Source organism: Geothrix mesophila (assembly GCF_022808835.1).
In the GTDB taxonomy this organism is placed as follows: domain Bacteria; phylum Acidobacteriota; class Holophagae; order Holophagales; family Holophagaceae; genus Geothrix; species Geothrix paludis.
The window spans coordinates 316,341-334,513 of sequence record NZ_JAKZLD010000001.1 but is presented as its reverse complement, the minus strand read 5'-3'; the positions used below and the strand labels follow the sequence as shown (position 1 = coordinate 334,513).

15 protein-coding genes are annotated in these 18,173 nt (G+C 68.9%); 11 read left to right on the top strand and 4 right to left on the bottom strand.

The window, feature by feature from the left end; translation table 11 throughout:
- Positions 1-108 precede the first annotated feature (108 nt).
- Both MLG87_RS01575 and gmd read left to right on the top strand, forming a co-directional pair.
- Positions 109-978 carry an NAD-dependent epimerase/dehydratase family protein gene (locus MLG87_RS01575; RefSeq protein ID WP_243293472.1) on the top strand — a complete coding sequence of 290 codons (870 nt, stop codon included), beginning with the start codon at positions 109-111 and terminating at the stop codon, positions 976-978.
- A gap of 71 nt (positions 979-1,049) precedes the next feature.
- Complete coding sequence (gene gmd / locus MLG87_RS01570; RefSeq protein ID WP_243293471.1) at positions 1,050-2,093, top strand: GDP-mannose 4,6-dehydratase; 1,044 nt, start codon at positions 1,050-1,052, stop codon at positions 2,091-2,093.
- A 6-nt stretch (positions 2,094-2,099) separates the two neighbouring features.
- Here gmd and MLG87_RS01565 read toward each other — a convergent pair whose 3' ends face one another.
- Positions 2,100-3,176, bottom strand: a complete 1,077-nt coding sequence (locus MLG87_RS01565) for a class I SAM-dependent methyltransferase (protein ID WP_243293470.1) — start codon at positions 3,174-3,176, stop codon at positions 2,100-2,102.
- A 135-nt stretch (positions 3,177-3,311) separates the two neighbouring features.
- Here MLG87_RS01565 and MLG87_RS01560 point away from each other — a divergent pair, with 135 nt between their 5' ends.
- From MLG87_RS01560 to mqnE, 6 genes are all read left to right on the top strand, one after another.
- Positions 3,312-5,117 carry a peptidylprolyl isomerase gene (locus tag MLG87_RS01560; protein ID WP_243293469.1) on the top strand — a complete coding sequence of 602 codons (1,806 nt, stop codon included), beginning with the start codon at positions 3,312-3,314 and terminating at the stop codon, positions 5,115-5,117.
- Positions 5,114-6,406 (top strand): capsule assembly Wzi family protein, encoded by a 1,293-nt coding sequence (locus MLG87_RS01555; RefSeq protein WP_243293468.1) that lies wholly within the window; start codon positions 5,114-5,116, stop codon positions 6,404-6,406. The genes MLG87_RS01560 and MLG87_RS01555 overlap by 4 nt, the downstream gene beginning before the upstream one ends.
- A 46-nt stretch (positions 6,407-6,452) precedes the next feature.
- Positions 6,453-7,115, top strand: coding sequence for a CoA transferase subunit B (locus MLG87_RS01550; protein ID WP_243293467.1), 663 nt, complete (start codon positions 6,453-6,455; stop codon positions 7,113-7,115).
- 7 nt (positions 7,116-7,122) lie between these two features.
- Positions 7,123-7,479, top strand: a complete 357-nt coding sequence (locus tag MLG87_RS01545) for a hypothetical protein (protein ID WP_243293466.1) — start codon at positions 7,123-7,125, stop codon at positions 7,477-7,479.
- Positions 7,479-8,495: a quinone-dependent dihydroorotate dehydrogenase gene (locus MLG87_RS01540; RefSeq protein ID WP_243293465.1), complete on the top strand. Its 1,017-nt coding sequence runs from the start codon at positions 7,479-7,481 to the stop codon at positions 8,493-8,495. The genes MLG87_RS01545 and MLG87_RS01540 overlap by 1 nt, the downstream gene beginning before the upstream one ends.
- Before the next feature lie 196 nt (positions 8,496-8,691).
- Positions 8,692-9,819, top strand: coding sequence for an aminofutalosine synthase MqnE (mqnE, locus tag MLG87_RS01535; RefSeq protein ID WP_243293464.1), 1,128 nt, complete (start codon positions 8,692-8,694; stop codon positions 9,817-9,819).
- A gap of 9 nt (positions 9,820-9,828) precedes the next feature.
- On the opposite strand, the gene MLG87_RS01530 is transcribed toward mqnE, so the two are convergent.
- On the bottom strand, positions 9,829-11,031 hold the full coding sequence (locus tag MLG87_RS01530; protein ID WP_243293463.1) for a phospholipase D-like domain-containing protein: 1,203 nt from the start codon (positions 11,029-11,031) through the stop codon (positions 9,829-9,831).
- Between the two features lie 68 nt (positions 11,032-11,099).
- Here MLG87_RS01530 and MLG87_RS01525 point away from each other — a divergent pair, with 68 nt between their 5' ends.
- A complete protein-coding gene (locus MLG87_RS01525) occupies positions 11,100-11,657 on the top strand; it encodes a 5-formyltetrahydrofolate cyclo-ligase (protein ID WP_243293462.1) in 558 nt (185 codons plus the stop codon).
- Positions 11,658-11,665: 8 nt separating this feature from the next.
- On the opposite strand, the gene MLG87_RS01520 is transcribed toward MLG87_RS01525, so the two are convergent.
- Together MLG87_RS01520 and MLG87_RS01515 are read right to left on the bottom strand one after the other, a co-directional pair.
- Complete coding sequence (locus tag MLG87_RS01520; RefSeq protein WP_243293461.1) at positions 11,666-13,762, bottom strand: FHA domain-containing protein; 2,097 nt, start codon at positions 13,760-13,762, stop codon at positions 11,666-11,668.
- Between the two features lie 48 nt (positions 13,763-13,810).
- Complete coding sequence (locus tag MLG87_RS01515; protein WP_243293460.1) at positions 13,811-14,110, bottom strand: YhbY family RNA-binding protein; 300 nt, start codon at positions 14,108-14,110, stop codon at positions 13,811-13,813.
- Positions 14,111-14,156: 46 nt separating this feature from the next.
- Here MLG87_RS01515 and MLG87_RS01510 point away from each other — a divergent pair, with 46 nt between their 5' ends.
- Positions 14,157-15,539, top strand: coding sequence for an IgA Peptidase M64 (locus MLG87_RS01510; protein ID WP_243293459.1), 1,383 nt, complete (start codon positions 14,157-14,159; stop codon positions 15,537-15,539).
- 65 nt (positions 15,540-15,604) lie between these two features.
- Positions 15,605-18,151 (top strand): serine/threonine-protein kinase, encoded by a 2,547-nt coding sequence (locus MLG87_RS01505; protein WP_279341033.1) that lies wholly within the window; start codon positions 15,605-15,607, stop codon positions 18,149-18,151.
- Positions 18,152-18,173 lie beyond the last annotated feature (22 nt).

Below are 18,173 nucleotides of genomic sequence, written 5' to 3'. Positions count from 1 at the left end.
TGGGCCGAAAGACCTTGATGTTAGCATTTCCCCACCTTTTCGAATGGCGCGGTGCAGGACGGATTCCCGCCGCCTTGAACTCGTTTCTGCATGGATGGAGCCACACGCATGAAAGTTCTGGTGGTCGGAGGATCCGGATTCGTGGGGCGGGCCCTCATTTCGCGCCTCCTGGAAGCCGGCCATGAGGTCGAATCCTGGGATCGGGCCCGGGGCGAGGAGGCGCCTGGACTTTGCTGCAGGGCCGTGGACCTCCTGGGCCACGACCCGTTGCCGCGGCCTGGCGATCATCCCTGGGAGGCGGCCTTCCACCTGGCGGCCTACTCCGTTCCCGGCATGACCTGGACCCAGGACCTGGTCTTCGCCAACCTGCGCATGACCGCCCGGGTCTTCGACCACCTGGCGGCGGTCGCGCCGGGGTGTCGCGCGATCTTCGCCTCCAGCGCCTTCGTCTATGCCCCGAGCGACCATCCTCTCAAGGAGACGGATCCGCTGGGATCCACCCACCCCTACGCCCTCTCCAAGCACCTGGGGGAAACGTGGGCGCTGAGCCACCGGAAGGTCCTGAAGGTGTTCATCGTGCGTCCCTTCAACCAGCTCGGCCCAGGGATGGCCCCTGGCCTGCTGGTACCCGAACTCCTGGACCGCATCCGCCGCGGTGAGAATCCCGTTCGCATGCTGGGCCGCGACGACATCCGCGATTTCCTTGATTGGCGTGACGCCATGGACGCCTATCTGAGGCTACTGGAAGTCGATGCCCCCAGCGGCTCCATCTGGAACCTTTGCTCTGGCCGGCCCACCAAAGTGTCTGAGCTGGTGCATGGCCTGTTGAAGGCCTGCGGCCAGGATCGCCCAGCCTTGTTCGCGAAACATGAGGTGGAGACCTTGATCGGCGACCCCTCGCGGCTCATGGCGGATACGGGCTGGGCTTCCCGTCGCAGCCTCGAAGACACGCTTCAGGCCATCGCCCACGCCCGGTGAACCTCCGGCGATCGCCATTTCTCCATTCCCCCCCGGCAAGGTAGAGTGAACGTTTCCGCTTCGAGGACCCCATGCAGAAGACCGCACTCATCACCGGCGTGACTGGCCAGGATGGCAGCTACCTGGCCGAGCTGCTGCTGTCGAAGGGCTACCAGGTCCACGGCGTGGTGCGCCGGGCCAGCCTCTTCAACACGGACCGCATCGACCACCTGCACGTGGGCGAGACGCCGGATCCCGCGTTCTTCCTGCACTACGGCGACCTGTCCGACGCCGGGGCCCTGCGGAACCTGCTGGACGAGATCCAGCCCGACGAGGTCTACAACCTGGGGGCCCAGAGCCACGTGCGCGTGAGCTTCGACCAGCCCGAATACACCGTGGATGTGGTGGGTGTGGGCGTCATCCGGCTGCTGGAGGCCATCCGCAGCTACATGAAGCACACCAAGAAACAGATCCGCTTCTACCAGGCCGGCAGCTCCGAGATGTTCGGCAGCGCCAAGCCGCGGCAGCACGAGGGCACCCGCTTCGAGCCCCGCAGCCCCTACGCCTGCGCCAAGGTCTACGCCCACTACCAGGTGATCAACCACCGCGAGAGCTACGGGCTCTTCGCCTGCAACGGCATCCTGTTCAACCACGAGAGCCCGCGGCGCGGCGAGACCTTCGTGACCCGCAAGATCACCCGGGCCGCCACGCGCATCAAGCTGGGGCTCCAGGACAAGCTGTTCCTGGGCAACCTGGACGCAAAGCGGGACTGGGGCTTTGCGGGGGACTACGTGGAGGCCATGTGGCGCATGCTCCAGCAGGACGCGCCGGACGACTACGTGGTGGCCACGGGCGAGAGCATCAGCATCCGTGACTTCCTCGGACTCACGTTCGGACGCCTGGACCTCGACTGGCAGAAGCACGTGGAGATCGATCCCCGCTACTTCCGGCCCGCCGAGGTGGACCACCTGGAAGGTGATCCGTCGAAGGGCCGCCGCATCCTGGGCTGGGAGCCGAAGACCGACATCCGGGCCCTGGCGGCCATGATGGTGGATTCGGACCTCAAGCTGGCGCAAAAGGAGCAGGTGCTCCGCGAAGCCGGCCACGCCGAGGCGCCCCGCGCCGGGTACCGCTGACAGAATTCAGACCAGGGGACGAACCGCCACCAGGGCATAGTCCCTGGGCCCGAACAGGCCCTCAGCGACCTTCATGAGGGCCTTGTTCCCCAGCCATGCGCGCTTCGCCCTCGCCAAGTCGCGCTCGTCCGCCTGCAGCCTGAGGATATCTCCCTGCCTCCACCCGACCTGGGCGGCCAGGAAGGCCAGGAAGGCCGGCGGCACCGGGCTGCGATGGGTCGGGTCAAGGTAGAAGGTGTGGGCTCCCACCTGCAGATTCTCGGGGTTGGGCGTCTCCAGGATGAGGAGGCCGCCGGGCCTCACCACCCGCAGTCCCTCCTGGAGCAGCTCGACGAGCAGATCCAAGGGCAGGTGCTCGACGACGTGGAAGGCGCTGAGCCCGTCCACGCTCCCCGCCTCGCAGCCGCGGAGATGGTCCATCAGGTCCCCGACCTGGACCTCCAGGCCGGAGGCCCGGGCAGCCTCGGCCATGCCCGCATTGCCGTCCACGCCCACACCTCGGACGCCGGCCCCGGCCAGGACCCGGAGCCATTCCCCGCGACCGCAGCCGAGGTCGAGCCACAGAGGATCCCGGAGCCCCGAGAAGGCCTTCCGGACACGGGGAAGGTAGACCTCCAGCCGGGACTCGATCACCGCTTCGCTTCCGCGGAAAGCATCCTCGAAGGCCCGGTAGTACGGGTCGAACCGCTGTCCTTCCGGCCGGCTCTCTCCCACAACAGGGCTGACCGAAGGCATCCGCTGCTGGATCGCGCGGAGATCCTCCCGGAGGGTGCGGAGCGTCTCCTGCATCCCCTGGGGATGATCCGGCTGCCGAAGGGCCGTCTGGTGCAGGGAGACGAGCTCATCCATGGTGGCCGACAACTGCCGGAGTCCTTCCACCAGGGCGGCGTTGAACCGGGGCTGGTCCCCGTAGAGATCCTGTCCGCCACGCATGGCCGCGCGGGCCACCAGTCGGGAGATCCAGCGCCCCAGACCAGAACCCTTCTTGGAAGGTGGCCTGGAGGCCGCCTCCAGCTCCTTCAACCAGGCCGGAGCCTCCCCCTGAACCTTCTCGGTACGGGCCATCGGGGCAGCGTGGGACATGCGGAAACTCCGGATCTGGATGGGGCATGGGTGAGAATCCCCCAGGATAACCTGGACATCGGCAATGGCTATTCCGGGGTTCGCATAGACTTAGAGCCACCGACAACATCCCGACGAGACCACGAGGATTCATCCATGCCCCTTGCTTTCCCCCTCCCCCGGCTGGCAGCCAGTCTGCTCGCGGTGTCGCCCCTCTTTGCTCAGGGGCTCCGCTTCACCACCCGCGACGCCATCCGGGCCGAATGGGCTCGGCAACCTCTGGCTCTCACGGATGCCCAGAAGGCGGCCCTGGCGCCAGCGGACCGGGCCCGCCTGGAACGGGCGATCCGACGCATCGGAGCTCCCGGCGCGCCCGCTTTGCTGACGCCGGAGCTTGACCAGCCCACGGAGGCACTATGGCTGGCGAAGGCTGCCGAGGCGCGGACACCCCGCGAGCGCTTCGACGCCCTGTTCTTCCTGAACCGCTTCAAGAGTCCGAAGGCCCTCATGGCCCTCGATGGCCTCGTCGCCGCGGATGCCGCCACCTGGCCCGGACACCTGCACCTGGAGGCGTCCCTCGCCACGGCGCGTCTGAACGGCGCGGAGGTCTCCCCCGGCCTCCAGGCCTTCCTCGACGCCCTCCAGAAGGTCGGCAAGGTCGATCCCGTCCGCGCCCAGGCGGCCCGGCTGCGGCTGGTGATGGCGGGAAAGGAGAAGGAGCTCCTGCCGCCGGTGCCTGCCACGCCCGGGAGCATTCTGGCGCTGATGGATGCGTGGAACCGTGCGCCCTGGCCCCAGCGCCGGGGCCTGGCGCTGACGGCGTTCGCGTCGCTCTCGCCAGAATCCCCAGCCTGGGCCAGGCTCGGCCTTGTCCGTCCCGATCAGGCGACGCTGGACGTGGCCTGCGTGGGCATCCTCTCCAGGCTGGCCGAGGGCGTACCCAGGCCTGCGCCTGCGGAGGCTTTCAATGTGGAAGGTGGCCCCTGGCCCCGTGCGACCCATCCCCTGGCCCGGTGGTACGGCTTCCAGGCCCTGGCCAAGCTCGATTCCCCCCTGCCCGGCCTGCGGACGCTCATGGACCAGGAGGCTCCCTTCGGCGCCAGCACCCCCCTGATGAGGGGCGCCCTTCTTCCCGCCCTTCGGATCCAGAACCCGGTCCGGGCGGATCTTGTCCGGGCGCGTCTCCTCGCAGGAAGGGACGCCACCGCCCGCGCCGCCGGCATCGAGGACCTGCCATCGCCCCCCGCCGATCTGGAGGCCCTCACCAGGCGCGTCTGGAGCGACACCCAGTTCGAGTCCCAGCAGACGCTGATCCAGAGCTATGCCCGCTGGAAGCTGCCCCTGGAAGAACAGAAAGCCCAGCTCCGCCCCTGGCTGCAGCATCCCAACTGGACCTGCCGCCGGGAGGCCTATCAGGCCCTCGTGAAGCTGGATCCCGCCACACCGTGGCCCAGAGCCCCGAAACCCACCGCGACCGACGCGGCGATCCTCAGGGAAGCCGCCCGTCTCACCGAGCGTGGCAAGCCCCTCCGGCTCCGCATTTCCCTGAGCGGAAAGCGCCACATCACGCTCCGCCTCGACCCTGCCGTCGCCCCCATGAACATCGCCAACCTCGTCCTGCTGGCCAGGAAGGGCTACTTCAACGGCAGGCTGGTGCCCCGGGTGGTCCCGGACTTCGTGGTGCAGATGGGCTCGCCCTTCGACACCATGGACGGCGGACCCGGGTACACCATCCGCTGCGAGGACAGCCTTGATTGGTACGGCCCCGGCAGCGTGGGCATGGCGCTCGCGGGCAAGGACACGGGCGGCAGCCAGTTCTTCATCACCACCAACGCCACGCCCCATCTCACGGGGAAATACACGCGGATGGGCGAGGTGGAGGACCTGGACGCCGCCATGAAGATCCTCGATGACCTCGAGCTGGGCGCGAGGATCCTGTCCGTCAAGGTGCTGGAGCCGTGAGGCACTGGCCATCCCTCCTCGCCGTGATGGGCCTGGCGACAGGACTGTGCGCCCAGGCCCCCATGCTGCAGGATGGCGCGGCCGCTCTGAGACAGGCCCAGCGAACCTGGACCACCGGCGAGGAGCCCCTTCCGCCGCTGGCCTTCCCGTCCCTGGAAGTGGGCCTGGGAGGGGCGGGATCGGAGGGCCGATACGTGCCGCTGGTCGGGAGTGAGGGTCTGGGTCAGGCGGTGCAGGGCTGGGGGCTGGGCCTGCAGGGTCGCTACGTCAGCGGAGGTTGGTCCGTGGCCGCCACGGCCCTGGGCCTGCAGGACGGCGGGATGACCCGCGGCTATCTTCTCCGCGCCGAGGTCGCCTACCGGTGGGAATCCGGATGGCGGCTGGCCCTGGAACAGCAGCCGCTGGCCTGGGGAGCGGGGTTCGATGGCGGCGACCTGCTGGGCGATGCCGCGCGCCCCTTCCCCCGCCTCTCATGGAGCACCCCCGAGGCTTCGCTGCCCTTCGGGCGCTGGCGGGCAGAAGGCTTCGCCGGCCGACTGGAAGCCGATCGCCCCATCCCCGATTGGATCGCTGATCGCGAGGCCCGTCTCGCCGCCCAGGCCGGCGGGCTGAATCTGCGCCGGCCGTGGCTCTACGGAGGCATGCTCCGGGCGGCCTTCGGCCCCGTGCTGGAAGCCAGCCTCGGATCCGTCCGGATGGAAGGCGGCGAGGATTCTGTCGGTCGGGCGGCCCCCGCCTCGTCCGCCCGGACCTGGAGCCTGATGGAAGTGAAGGTGCGGATCCCCGCCCTGGCCCGCTTCGCCGGGGCCCGGGGCGCAGCCCTTCATCTATCCCGGAGCGCCGCCCCGGACAGCCGGGCCCTCACGCTGACCCCGGCCCGCACCCTCAGCGGGTTCCAGCTGGTCTGGGACCGCTGGGATGTCGGAGTCGAGTACGCCGGGGCCGCCCCGTCGGCCCCTTCTGGAACCTTCAGCCGGCCGACCTACCTCGCGGGCTCCTCCACCTTTGGCGACTCCCTGGGCGCCGCCTTCGGCCGCGAGGCCATCACCCGGACGGTGGAGCTCGGCATGCCCCTCTTCCTCGAAGGTCAAGGGCGCCTGCGCGGTGTGCGGGGCACATCGGCCTCTCCCCTCGCCCCGGGGTTCTGGTTCCTCCAGGGTGAGGCCCAATGGCGCACGCCCACGGGCCGGATCGGAGCCTCCCTGGCCTCGCGGCGGGACGAAATCCCAGGCTCCACCGTCCGCTGGGGCTGGACATTCAGCCTCTTCCAGAGCTTCCGCGTCTTCTGAGGCCCCGGCCGCCTGCGCTATCCTGGTTCCCCTTTTCGAGGTCCGCATGGCGTTGTCCCGCGATCAGCTCGTCCGCCGCGCGGCGCAGGAACTGCGCGACGGCTACTACGTGAACCTGGGCATCGGCATCCCCACCCTCATCGCCAACGCGATCCCGGAGGGCATGGAGGTCATCCTCCAGAGCGAGAACGGCCTGCTGGGCATCGGCCCCTTCCCCACGCCGGAGGAGGTGGATCCGGATCTCATCAACGCGGGCAAGCAGACCGTGACGACGGCGCCGGGCGCCAGCTTCTTCAGCAGCGCCGACAGCTTCGCCATGATCCGCGGCGGCAAGATCGACCTCAGCATCCTCGGCGCCATGCAGGTGGACATGGAGGGCAACCTCGCCAACTGGATGATCCCCGGAAAGATGGTCAAGGGCATGGGCGGCGCCATGGACCTCGTTGCCTCCGCCAAGCGGGTGGTCGTCGTGATGGAGCACACCAGCAAGGACGGCGAGCCCAAGATCCTCCGCAAGTGCAGCCTGCCCCTCACGGGCCAGCGCTGCGTCCATCGCATCATCACCGACCTGGCCGTCATCGACGTGGTGCCGGGCCGCGAGGGTCTGCGGCTGGTGGAGGTGGCCCCTGGGGTCACCCGGGAGGAGGTCCAGGCCCGGACAGAGCCTCCCCTGGTGATGGACCACGTGACCGACATGACCGGTGTGTGAGGTTTCCATGCTGATGCGCGCCCTGCCCTTCGCTCCCATCCTGCTGGCCCTCGCCTGCACCGCCCCGGGGGACACCGTGCCCGCCAAGCCCAAAGAGCCCTTCAAGCCTTCCCTGAGCCTCCGCCCCGTGGCCGTCAGTCTGGCCCGCGGCGCCACCCAGGTCTTCCAGGCGGAGATCAACTACCCCGAGGGCGTCCGCTACATGCGCCAGCCCGTCGGGTGGCGCGTGGTGGAACCCGAGGGGGGAACCATCACGGGCGCCGGCCTCTACACCGCCCCCGCCACGGCCGGAACCTACCACGTGGAGGTCCACCGCGAGGACTTCCCGGAGATCACCGCCACGGCCACCGTCTCGGTGAAGTGATGGATCTGTACGCCGCCCTGCGGCCCCTGCTCTTCCGCCTCGACCCCGAAACCGCGCACAACCTGGCCTTCCGCCTGGGAGCGGTGGCCTGCGCCTTGCCGGGCCTGCCCAAGCCGACGCATCCCGCGGCGCTGGGCCGGCGCGCCTTCGGCCTGGACTTTCCCACGCCCCTGGGCTTGGCGGCGGGCCTGGACAAGGGCGCGACCCTGCTGCCCCTGTGGCAGAGCCTCGGCTTCGGCCACGTGGAGATCGGCACCGTCACCCCGCGTCCCCAGCCCGGGAACCCCAAGCCCCGGCTGTTCCGCTTCCCCCAGGCGGGCCTGATCCTCAACCGCATGGGCTTCAACAGTGAGGGGGCAGAGGTGGTGGCCGCCCGGCTGAAGCAGCGTCCCGCCGGCCTGATCGTGGGCGGCAACCTGGGCAAGAACAAGGAGACGCCCGAGGTGCAGGCCCTGGACGACTACCGCGCGGCCTACCGGCTCATCGCGCCGCAGGTGGACTACATCGCGCTCAACGTGAGCAGCCCCAATACGCCGGGCCTGCGGAACCTCCAGGCGCCCGAGGCCCTGAAGCCCCTGCTGGCGGGCATGTTGGATCTGCGCAAGGAGATGGGCCTGGAGCGCCAGCCCCTGCTGCTGAAGCTGGCGCCGGATCTAGCGCCGGAGGACCTGGACGCCATCGTGGAAGTGGCCGTGGCCTCGGGCATCTCCGGCCTCATCGCCACCAACACCACGCTGGATCGCGGCGTGGTGGCCGAGCCCCTCAGGGCTCTCGTCGAATCCAAGGGCCCCGGCGGCCTCAGCGGCGCGCCCTTGAAGCCCAAAGCCAGGGAGGTGCGGAAGCGCATCCTGTCCGCCCTGCGCGGCCGGCTGCCCCTGGTGGCCTGCGGCGGCCTGGGATCCGCGGAGGACGTGCAGGGCGCCCTCGACGATGGCGCCGCCCTGGCCCAGATCTACAGCGCCCTCATCTTCGAGGGCCCCAGCCTCGTGCGCCGCATCCACCAAGGGTTGGAATAGGTCAAAAGAAGACGGAAATTGAAAAGCGGAGGAAAGTGGAGAAACGGAGGAGAGCGGAGGAAGGCGTGATCCTGGTGCCTCGGCTGCTTTTCTCTGCTTTCCTCAGCCCTTCCGCTTTCCTCCGCTTTCCCATGGTTCCTTTTCAGAAGGAGACCGATTCCTTGCCGGGGCGCTAAACTGATGGATCGAGGTTTCGATGTTGTCACTCCATTCGAAGATCCGTGACCCGCGCCTGCTGCCCCTGGCAGACAAGGTGCTGCGCGGCGAACGCCTGACCTATGACGACGGCCTGCTACTCTACGAGACCCCGGACCTGACGGGCGTCGGCGCCATGGCCCACCACGTGCGCCTCCAGAAGAACGGCCGGGCCGCCTACTACGTGATGAGCCGCCGACTGTCCTACACCAACGTCTGCTTCACCCACTGCCAATTCTGCGCCTTCCAGGCCAAGCCCGGCGACCCCCGGGCCTACGCTCTTTCGGCCGAGCAGATCATCGCCGAGCTGGAGAAGCCGGAGAACGCCGGCGTCCGCGAGCTGCACATGACCTCGGGCCACAACCCGAAGCTGAAGATCGACTACTTCGAGGACCTGTTCACGAAGATCAAGGCCCGCTTCCCGTCCATCCACCTCAAGGTCTTCACCATGATCGAGATGGACTACTACGCCCGCATCTCGGGCCTGAGCACCGAGGCCTTCCTGGACCGCTGCATGGCCGCGGGCCTGGAGAGCTGCCCTGGCGGCGGCGCGGAGATCTTCGACGAGCAGCTCCGCGAGCAGATCTGCATCGGGAAGAAAGACGCCCAGGTCTACCTGGACACCGCGGCCCTCTGCCACCGCAAGGGCCTGCCCACGAACTGCACCATGCTCTACGGCCACATCGAGGAGGCGCGCCACCGGGTGGACCACCTGCTGCGCCTGCGCGACCTCCAGGACCGCTCCCAGGCCGCGGGCTACCAGGGCTTCCTGGCCTTCATCCCCCTGGCCTACCAGAACGAGGACAACGAGCTGAGCGCCACCCATGTGATCCACGAAACGACGGGCACGCAGGACCTGCGTGAGATCGCCGTGGCCCGGCTGCTGCTCGACAACATCCCGCACATCAAGGCCTACTGGGTGATGATCTCGCCGGGCCTGGCCCAGACGGGCCTGAGCTACGGCGCGGACGACGTGGACGGCACCGTCATCGCGGAAGAGATCGCCCACGACGCCGGCGCCAAGACCCCCCAGGGCCTGAAACGGGACGAGCTGGTGCGGCTCATCGAAGACGCCGGCTTCGAGGCGCTGGAGCGGGACAATCTCTACAACGTCTATGCCCAGGTCTAGGTTGACCGCCTAGTCCACCTTCCGCTTTTCATAAACCTTCGCCGGGTCCAGCGGGAAGGCGTAGGAGCTGTTCCAGAGGCGGTCGTGGATGCGCACCGCCTGGGCGGCCAGCGGCGAGTCCCGGAAGATGAGCTCGACGTTCCGCGAATCCGTGAAGTAGCTCTCCTCCCAGTTGCTGGTGCCCAGGGCCAGGTGCATGCCGTCCACCACCAGGTACTTGCTGTGGATGGTGCGGGCGAAGGGAATGTGGCCGTCCTTGGCCTCGGGAATGGAGACCACCCTCACCTCCAGGTTGGGGATCAGCGTCAAGGCCTTGAGGTGCGGCAGGGCACGGCCGCCCAGCACCCAGTCGGACACCATCAGGCGCACATGGACCCCCCGCACCGCGGCGGCCCGCAGGGCATCGTCCAGCACCGGCCAGAAGCGGTCCTGTCCCGCGATGGGCGAATAGGTCAGCAGCTGCACCCGCACGCTCTGCCTCGCCTGGCCGATCAGCTCCACCAGGGCGTCGATGGCGGGCCGGATGTCCTTCGGCGTGAGGAAAGGCGGGCTGGCCACCAGCTCCGTGTCGGGCCGAAGGACGGGGACGGACCGGCCCGGAAGGTCCGGCAGTTTCCGGCTTCCGGCGAAGGCCCAGTCGAGGGTGAACAGCTCCGTGAGCCGGGTGACGATCCGGGGATCCGTGGTCCGGACGCCCAGCTCATGGATCTGCTCCAGGGCCCGCCAGTCGAAGTTCTGGCTGCCCAGGGCCGCCTCGCGGCCATCCACCACGAAGTATTTGGCGTGGAGGATGCCCCGGGAGACGCCGGTCAGGTCGAAGCTCCGCACCTCCGCGCCGGGAATGTGCCGGATCCGGGCCACCGAGGCGGGGTCCTGGTCGAGCATCTTCGCCGAGAGCAGGAAGCGGACCTTCACCCCGCGGGCCCCGGCCTTCTCCAGCTCCGCCAGCACGGGTTCCAGGGCGCTGCCGGGACGGTTGGTGACGTAGAATTCCGCCGCATCCACGCTGACCTTCGCCTCTCGGATCATCGCCACCCAGGCATCCTTGGCGAACGCCAGGGTGGGATCCGCCAGGCCGGTTTCGGCCGGAACGGACTGCACCAGAGAAGTGGTGGGGACCTGGTTCTGGTCCACGGGTTGCGCCCGGGCGGGCTGGAAGGCGCCGAGGGCCAAGCCGGCGGCGAGGGTCAGCAGCAGGGAACGTGAGGTCATGGCGGCGTCGCTCCAGGTGCGAGGATACTCCGTTGACGGGGCAGGCGCCGGTCTGGTGAGGTGAAGGCGTGGAAACCAAAGCCGAGTACCGCGCCCACCTCAAGGCCCGCCGGGACGCGCTGCCGGCGGCATCCCGCGCCGACTGGTCCGCGGCCATCGCCACCCACCTCGACCGCTTCTGCCGCGACCGCCGCCTGACCCGCGTGGGAGCCTTCTGGCCCTTCGGCTCCGAGATCGACCTGCGCCCCGCGGTGGCGGCCCATCCCGGCTGGCTCTGGTTCTTCCCGCGGGTGGCCTCGACCCAGCCTCCCCGGCTGGTCTGGGGTACGGAACCCCTGGAGAAAGGCCACTGGGGCCTCCTCGAGCCGGCCCTGGCCCAGCACTTCCTTCCGCCCGTGCAGCTGCTGCTCGTCCCGGGCCTCGCGTTCGACGACGAGGGCTACCGCATGGGCTACGGGCGCGGCTTCTACGACGCCCTTCTCGCAAAGCTACCGGAAGATATTCTGACCGTGGGCGTGGGCTTCGAGGCCCAGATGCACCTGCCCGTCCCTGTGGACCCCCACGACTGGCCTGTGCAGGCCCTCCTCAGCGAGCGCGGCTTCCGACAGCTGACAGCCGAGAGCTGAGAGCTCCCCTACCCCAGCTTCAGGATGCTCGACCCGTCCGCGTAGCCCTCCGTGGGCGCCTCCCGCATCTTCTGCAGCACCTGCACCAGGCTCTGGATGCGGTCGACCATCTCGCCGATCTTGGCGAGCTTGGCCTCCTCGGGGTATTTCCGCTGGAGCATCTCCACCTGCATCGAGATGACCGCCAGGGGATTGTTGATCTCGTGCTTGAGGGTGCCGGCCATCTGCCGGAACGATTCCAGGCGCTCGGCCGCCAGGGCCCTCTGCCTCAGCTCCGTGTGGCCCCGCAAAACCCGGAGGCGCTGGTGCAGCGTCTCCCACCGGAATCCGTCGGCGAGCCAATCCGTGGCGCCGGCTTCCATGAGGCGCTGCGTGTCCTCGTCCGAGCAGCGGACCACCAGGATGGGCGTGGTGGCGAATGATGGATGGCGCCGGTAGGCGCGGATGGTGTCTTCGGGTTCCTGGTCGCCCTTGGCGTCGATCACCAGGAACCGGTACATCGGCTGGGGCGGGGCGGGCGGCTCGGCCTCCAGGGGGTGGAGGGTCAGGTCCCCCGCTTCGGCCACCGTCTGGAACAGGCTCACCAGGCCCAGGTCTTCACTGACCAGGCCCAGGAGGGGTCGAGCGGGCTCCTCCGGCATGTCCTCGGGCCCTTCGGGCAGGAGCACCTCCAGCGCCCGGTCCGCCCAGCGCCACCGGAGGCCCGATTCCCTCAGGATCCGCTGGCTCCAGCCGTCGGCGGCGCCGCGCCCCGCGGTGGGGAGGCCGATCCGGAGCACGTGGTACCCCGGCTCGCGCTCCCACTGGAGGGCGACTTCGGCCCCGCGGGGCACGTGCATGATCAGGGGCTCGACCAGGCCGTCCAGGGCCTGGAGAAGCGGTCCTTCCGGCCACCATGCGGCACCGTCCGGCGGCGGGGCGGCCCTCCACTCGACCTGGCGGAGGGACAGGAGCGAGGCCCAGCGCCTGGCCAGCTCCTCCTGCAGAGCGGCGAGGGCGAAGGGATGGCCGCCCACTGCGCCGATCGGGTCATCGCATGGACTTTGGTCCAGCAGGGTGAACAGCCGCTCGAGCTGGAACCGGATGACCCCGCCGGCCGCCTCGGGCAGCTCCTGCACGCAGCTCTGGATGCGCCGGAAGGACGCCGCCATGGCCGCGAACAGTTCGCCTCGGCACTCTTCGGCACGCTGCGCCTGGCTCCGGAGGCGCAGCAGTTCTCCCTGCTGTTCCGCCTGGTCGATGGCCCGCCGCTGGAGCCGGGCCTGGTGGATCACCAGGGCCCCGCGGCGGGAGAAGGCCTGGAGGGTGGCCAGTTCGAGGCGGCTGAAGGGCCGCCCGCCGGGTTCGCGCTCCAGGTACAGGGCGCAGATGCCTTGGCCCTCCACCCTCAAGGGCGCGCAGAGAAAGGGACCGGGTCCCGTCTCCAGCGGATCCGCCCATTCAAACCTCGGGTCCGCGGGAGGCTGGTTGGACAGGACCGCTGTGTGTTCCCTCGCCACGTAGTCCAGGACGGAAGGCGGCGGCACGGTTCCCGCCCCGGCGGCGCCCACCTCATGAACGCTGCGCCAGCCGCCAGGTTCGTGCCGCATGGCCAGGGATCCACGCTCGCTTGCCGTCAGGCGCAGGGATTCCTCCAGGAGCGCCCTCTCCAGATCGCCCGAATCCACCTCCGCCAGCAGCCTCTCGGTGGCGCGGTAGAGTTGCTGCAGGTCGGCGAAGCACCAGTCGCCCCGTTCCGGATGGAGCCGGATCTCGTCGAAGAGGTCTCCCACCCGTTCCGCGAAGGTGACCCCATCCAGCCCCGGGAATCCCTCCGTATAGGATATCCGCCAGGAGCCGAGAACCAGCTCGTCCCCGTCCTTCAGGGGGTGGGCCTGGGAAGGGTCCACCGGAACCCCGTTCAGCATGGTGCCATTGGCCGATTCCAGATCCCTCACATGCCACACGCCACCCAAGAGGGTCAGGGCCGCATGGGCCGGCGACACGGTGCCGAGGGCCGGCTGTGCCACGGCGCTGGCCAGGGAATCGCGCCCCAGGACGCAGGGATCCTCCACCACGGCATGCCGGAAGGGCTGGTTCCCCTCCATCCATGACAAGTAGGGCATCGGAACTCCTCGGGCGGGCTCCTGGGGTGGATGGGCGTCGGACTCGGATCAGATGGGCAAAGGATACCGCGTGTCGCGGGTGCGGCTGGGCCGGAAGAACAGCATGGTGTGGCCGATGGTCCAGACATGTTCCAGCCCCGGCACGGCGGCGCACAGGGCCGCGGCGGCCGAGGCCTCGTCCTCGAAGCTGTTCTGGTTGATCTTGATCTTCACCAGCTCGAGGCTGTCCACCATCACGTCCAGCTCCGCGGCCTGGGCCGCCGACACCCCGCCCTTGCCCACATGCATGACGGGCTTCAGGTGATGGGCCTCGGCCTTGAGGAACTGGCGCTGTTTCGAGGTGAGCATTCGTGACTCCAGGGGACCAGTCTATCCTCGAAGGCGAGGAGCCCCCATGATCCGTCGCCTGCTGCTCTCCCTCACGGCCCTGGCCTGCCTGGCCGCCCCGCCCCGCACCCTGCGGGTGGACTACGGCCACACCGGCGACGCGGCCTCGGAACGCTTCGGAGTGGACCGCGTGGTGCTGGAGCCCCTGCCCTGGCCCGGTGACCTCGCCAAGGCCGTCGACGACAGCAACCTCGGGAAGTACTGCTTCGAGGTGGCCGACAAGGCGACGGGGAAGCTCCTCTATTCACGTGGCTTCGCCAGCATCTTCGGCGAATGGGAGACCACGGACGAGGCCAAGGCCCTCAGCCGGAGCTTCTCCGAATCCCTGCGCTTCCCGCAACCCGAAGCCCCGGTGCGCATCCAGGTGAAGAAGCGGGACGCCAAGAACGCCTTCCGCACCCTCTGGACCTTCGACCTCGATCCGAAGGACCCCCTCATCGAGCGGGCCCCGGCTCCGGAGGCCGGTGCCCTCATCGCCCTCCAGAAGGCTGGCGATCCGGCGGACAAGGTGGACTTCCTCATTCTGGGCGACGGCTACACGGCCGCGGAGCGCGGCAAGTTCGAGCAGCAGGCGCGCAAGGTCATGGAGCTGCTGTTCCAGCAGACGCCCTTCAAGGAGCATCGCAACGGCTTCAACGTGTGGGCCCTCTGCCCGCCCGCGAAGGAGAGCGGCATCTCCCGGCCTTCCACCGGCGTCCACAAGCGCTCTCCGCTCGGCGCCACCTACGACGCCTTCGGCAGCGAGCGCTACGTCCTGACCTTCGACAACCGCACCTGGCGCGACGTCGCCGCCCAGGCGCCCTACGAGTTCGTGGAGATCCTCGTCAATGCCGAGACCTACGGCGGCGGCGGCATCCACAACCTCTACAGCACAGCCTCCGCGGGCAACAGCACCATCGGCTACCTGTTCGTGCACGAGTTCGGCCATCACTTCGCGGGCCTGGCGGACGAGTACTACACCTCCGATGTGGCCGTCACCAACAGCCCTGATCGGCCCGAGCCCTGGGAGCCCAACGTCACCGCCAACCCGAAGCAGCCCAAGTGGGGCGCCCTCCTCAGCCCCGGGGTGCCCCTGCCCTCCCCCTGGAAGAAGGACGAGTTCGAAGCGCACAGCCACGCCTACCAGAAGGAGCGCCGCGCCATTCGCGCCGCGAACAAGCCCGAGTCTGAGATGGACGCCCTCTTCGCACGGGAGAAGGTCTTCGAGACGAAGCTCCTGGGCACCGACGCCCACAGCGGGAAGGTGGGCGCCTTCGAAGGCGCCAACTACGAGGCTAAGGGCTACTTCCGCAGCCAGGAGGACTGCCTCATGTTCACGCGCGACGAGGTCGGGTTCTGCGCCGCGTGCCGAGCCGCCATCGAGCGGGTCATCCGGCAGTACGCAAAATAGCGGGCAGGGGTCCGGAAGTTCGACTTGGATTTCTCTTTAATCAAAGCCACAATCTTCCCACTCCCATGCTCCCGCCCGGAACCCGGCTCGGCCCTTATGAGATCCAGTCTCCCCTTGGTTTGGGCGGCATGGGGCAGGTCTACCGTGCCCTGGATACCCGGACCCAGCTCCCCGTGGCCCTCAAGGTCCTGGGGCACGCCTCGGCCCAGGCCGACGAGCGGCTGGCCCGCTTCCAGCAGGAGGCGCGGACCCTGGCGGCCATCGAGCACCCCGCCCTGCCGGCGATCTACGGCTGGGACACGGATGGTGCGACACCCTACATCGCCATGGAGCTCCTCGAGGGCGAGACCCTCCATGAGCGACTGCTGCGCGGGGCCCTTCCCCCCGATGAGGCCATGGACCTGGCCCACCAGCTGGCCCTTGGCTTGGCCGCCACCCACGAGCGGGGGATCATCCACCGCGACCTGAAGCCGGGGAACCTGTTCATCACCACGGAGGGCCGCCTCAAGATCCTGGACTTCGGCCTGTCGAAGGCGCTCCCGACCCTGCTGGATGAGCAGACCCTGATCCAGCGCCCCGAGACGAGCCACCAGACGCAGGTCGGGACCATGATGGGCACCGTGGGCTACATGGCTCCGGAGCAGATCCGGGGGCGGGAGGTGGATCCCAGGGCCGACCTCTTCGTCTGCGGCATTCTGCTGTACGAAATGCTGTTCGGCCGCCGCGCCTTCTCGGGAGAGTCGCCCGTGGAAGTGCTCAACGCCATCCTCAAGGATGAGCCGCCGATGCGGACCGCATCCCCCAGCCCCTATTCGCCCGAGCTCATCAACCTCCTGAAGCATTGCCTGGAGAAGAACCCGGAAGACCGCATCCCCACGGCCCAGCAGCTGGCGTCGCGCCTGGCGGCGCTCCAGCGCAAGGGTGTGACGCTCCAGGGGCTGGCCCGGATCTTCCAGGGCCGGGTAGGCTGGGTGGCTCTCGCGCTGATCCTGGGAGGCCTGGGCTTCGGACTCGGCCATCATCTGGACCACCGGGAACCGCCCACGTTCAAGCGGCTCACCTTCCGGCAGGGGCTGATCAGGAACGCGCGGCTGAGCCCCGATGGCCAGGAGGTGCTCTACAGCGCCGCCTGGTCCGGCGGCCCGCTCAAGGTCCACTCCACCCGTCCCGACAGCCCCGAGAGCCGCACCCTTGAGCTGCCCGAAGCGGATCTCCTGGGCCTCTCCCGCACCGGAGAGCTCGCCATCGCCCTGGGCAGCCGCCCCATCCAGAGCTGGATGTGGCGGGGCACCCTGGGGGTGGTCCCCCTTGCCGGAGGCGCCCCGAGGGCCCTGATGGAGCAGGTGGTGGCCGCGGACTGGAGCCCGGACGGATCCGAGCTTCTGGTGGTCCGCAACGCGGACGGCAAGGCCCGCCTCGAGTTCCCGCTGGGACACCCCATCGCCGAATCCTCCGGCTGGATCAGCCATCCCAGGGTCTCGCCCAAGGGCGATCGGGTCGCCTACCTGGAGCATCCGGTGTCCGGCGACGATGCGGGCTATCCGGTCGTGGTGGACCGGCAGGGAAACCGCCATCCCCTGACCGGGGCCTGGCCCAGCATCCAGGGGCTGGCCTGGAAGGGGAACGAGGTCTGGTTCACGGCCGCCACGCACGGCGTGGCCAGGGGCCTTTATGCCGTCGGGTCAGGGGAACCAAGGCTCGTCCTGAATGTGCCCGCCCCCCTCACGCTCCATGACATCTCCCGCGACGGACGACGGGTGCTCCTCGCCAAGGAGGTGATGCGCACGGGCATCCAAAGCCTGCGGCCCGGTGCCGACCGCGAACGCGAGCTTTCCTGGCTGGACTGGTCCCTGGTGCAGGATCTCTCCGCGGACGGGTCCACCCTCATCTTCAACGAGCAGGGTGAAGGTTCGGGAATCCAGTACGACATCTACCTGAGGAAGACGGATGGAAGCCCGGCGGTGCGGCTGGCCAAGGGCGCCTACCCCATCCTCAGTCCCGATGGAGGCCGGGTGGCGGCGCTCGCTCCCGGAACCCGCAACAAGATCCAGATTTTCCCGACGGGGGCCGGGGAGGTCCTGACCCTAGCCTCCTCCGGCCTGGAGACCATCCACCGCCTGCGCTGGTTCCCGGATGGCCGCCGCCTGCTCGTGCAGGCCAACCGCCCCGGCGAGGGAACCCGGCTCTTCGCCATCCCCCTGGACGGACGGACGGCGGAGTCCCTGACCGCGCCGGGGTACCAGTTCTTCGGGCAGCCCATCAGCCCCGACGGGCGCCGCATCACCACCCGCCTCAGCGAGCAGGAGGACCGGATCCTCTCTCTGGAGGACGGCAAGTCCCAACCCATTCCGGGCCTCCACCCCCTGGAACGGGTGGTCCGTTGGGCACCCGATGGCAAGGGGCTATGGGTGGTGGATCTCCACGAGATGCCCTGCACCGTGACGCACCTCGACCTCACCACCGGCGCCCGGAAGAAGCTTCTGGAGATCGCCCCGGAAGACCTCGCGGGGATGACCGTCAGCAACTTCCTCCTCACGCCGGACGCCAGGGGCTACGCCTACGCCTACCGCCGCGTGCTGTCCGAGCTTTACCTCTATGAAGGGCTGCGCTAGGCCCGCCTTCCCACGAGGGAGC

Excerpts from the sequence above, each read along its gene's own strand:
- gmd (WP_243293471.1), top strand. The coding sequence starts at position 1,050 with ATGCAGAAGACCGCACTCATCACCGGCGTGACTGGCCAGGATGGCAGC.
- MLG87_RS01530 (WP_243293463.1), bottom strand. The coding sequence starts at position 11,031 with ATGACCTCACGTTCCCTGCTGCTGACCCTCGCCGCCGGCTTGGCCCTC.
- MLG87_RS01520 (WP_243293461.1), bottom strand. The coding sequence starts at position 13,762 with ATGCCCTACTTGTCATGGATGGAGGGGAACCAGCCCTTCCGGCATGCC.
- MLG87_RS01550 (WP_243293467.1), top strand. The coding sequence starts at position 6,453 with ATGGCGTTGTCCCGCGATCAGCTCGTCCGCCGCGCGGCGCAGGAACTG.
- MLG87_RS01560 (WP_243293469.1), top strand. The coding sequence starts at position 3,312 with ATGCCCCTTGCTTTCCCCCTCCCCCGGCTGGCAGCCAGTCTGCTCGCG.
- MLG87_RS01505 (WP_279341033.1), top strand. The coding sequence starts at position 15,605 with ATGCTCCCGCCCGGAACCCGGCTCGGCCCTTATGAGATCCAGTCTCCC.
- mqnE (WP_243293464.1), top strand. The coding sequence starts at position 8,692 with ATGTTGTCACTCCATTCGAAGATCCGTGACCCGCGCCTGCTGCCCCTG.
- MLG87_RS01545 (WP_243293466.1), top strand. The coding sequence starts at position 7,123 with ATGCTGATGCGCGCCCTGCCCTTCGCTCCCATCCTGCTGGCCCTCGCC.
- MLG87_RS01565 (WP_243293470.1), bottom strand. The coding sequence starts at position 3,176 with ATGTCCCACGCTGCCCCGATGGCCCGTACCGAGAAGGTTCAGGGGGAG.
- MLG87_RS01515 (WP_243293460.1), bottom strand. The coding sequence starts at position 14,110 with ATGCTCACCTCGAAACAGCGCCAGTTCCTCAAGGCCGAGGCCCATCAC.
- MLG87_RS01575 (WP_243293472.1), top strand. The coding sequence starts at position 109 with ATGAAAGTTCTGGTGGTCGGAGGATCCGGATTCGTGGGGCGGGCCCTC.
- MLG87_RS01510 (WP_243293459.1), top strand. The coding sequence starts at position 14,157 with ATGATCCGTCGCCTGCTGCTCTCCCTCACGGCCCTGGCCTGCCTGGCC.
- MLG87_RS01540 (WP_243293465.1), top strand. The coding sequence starts at position 7,479 with ATGGATCTGTACGCCGCCCTGCGGCCCCTGCTCTTCCGCCTCGACCCC.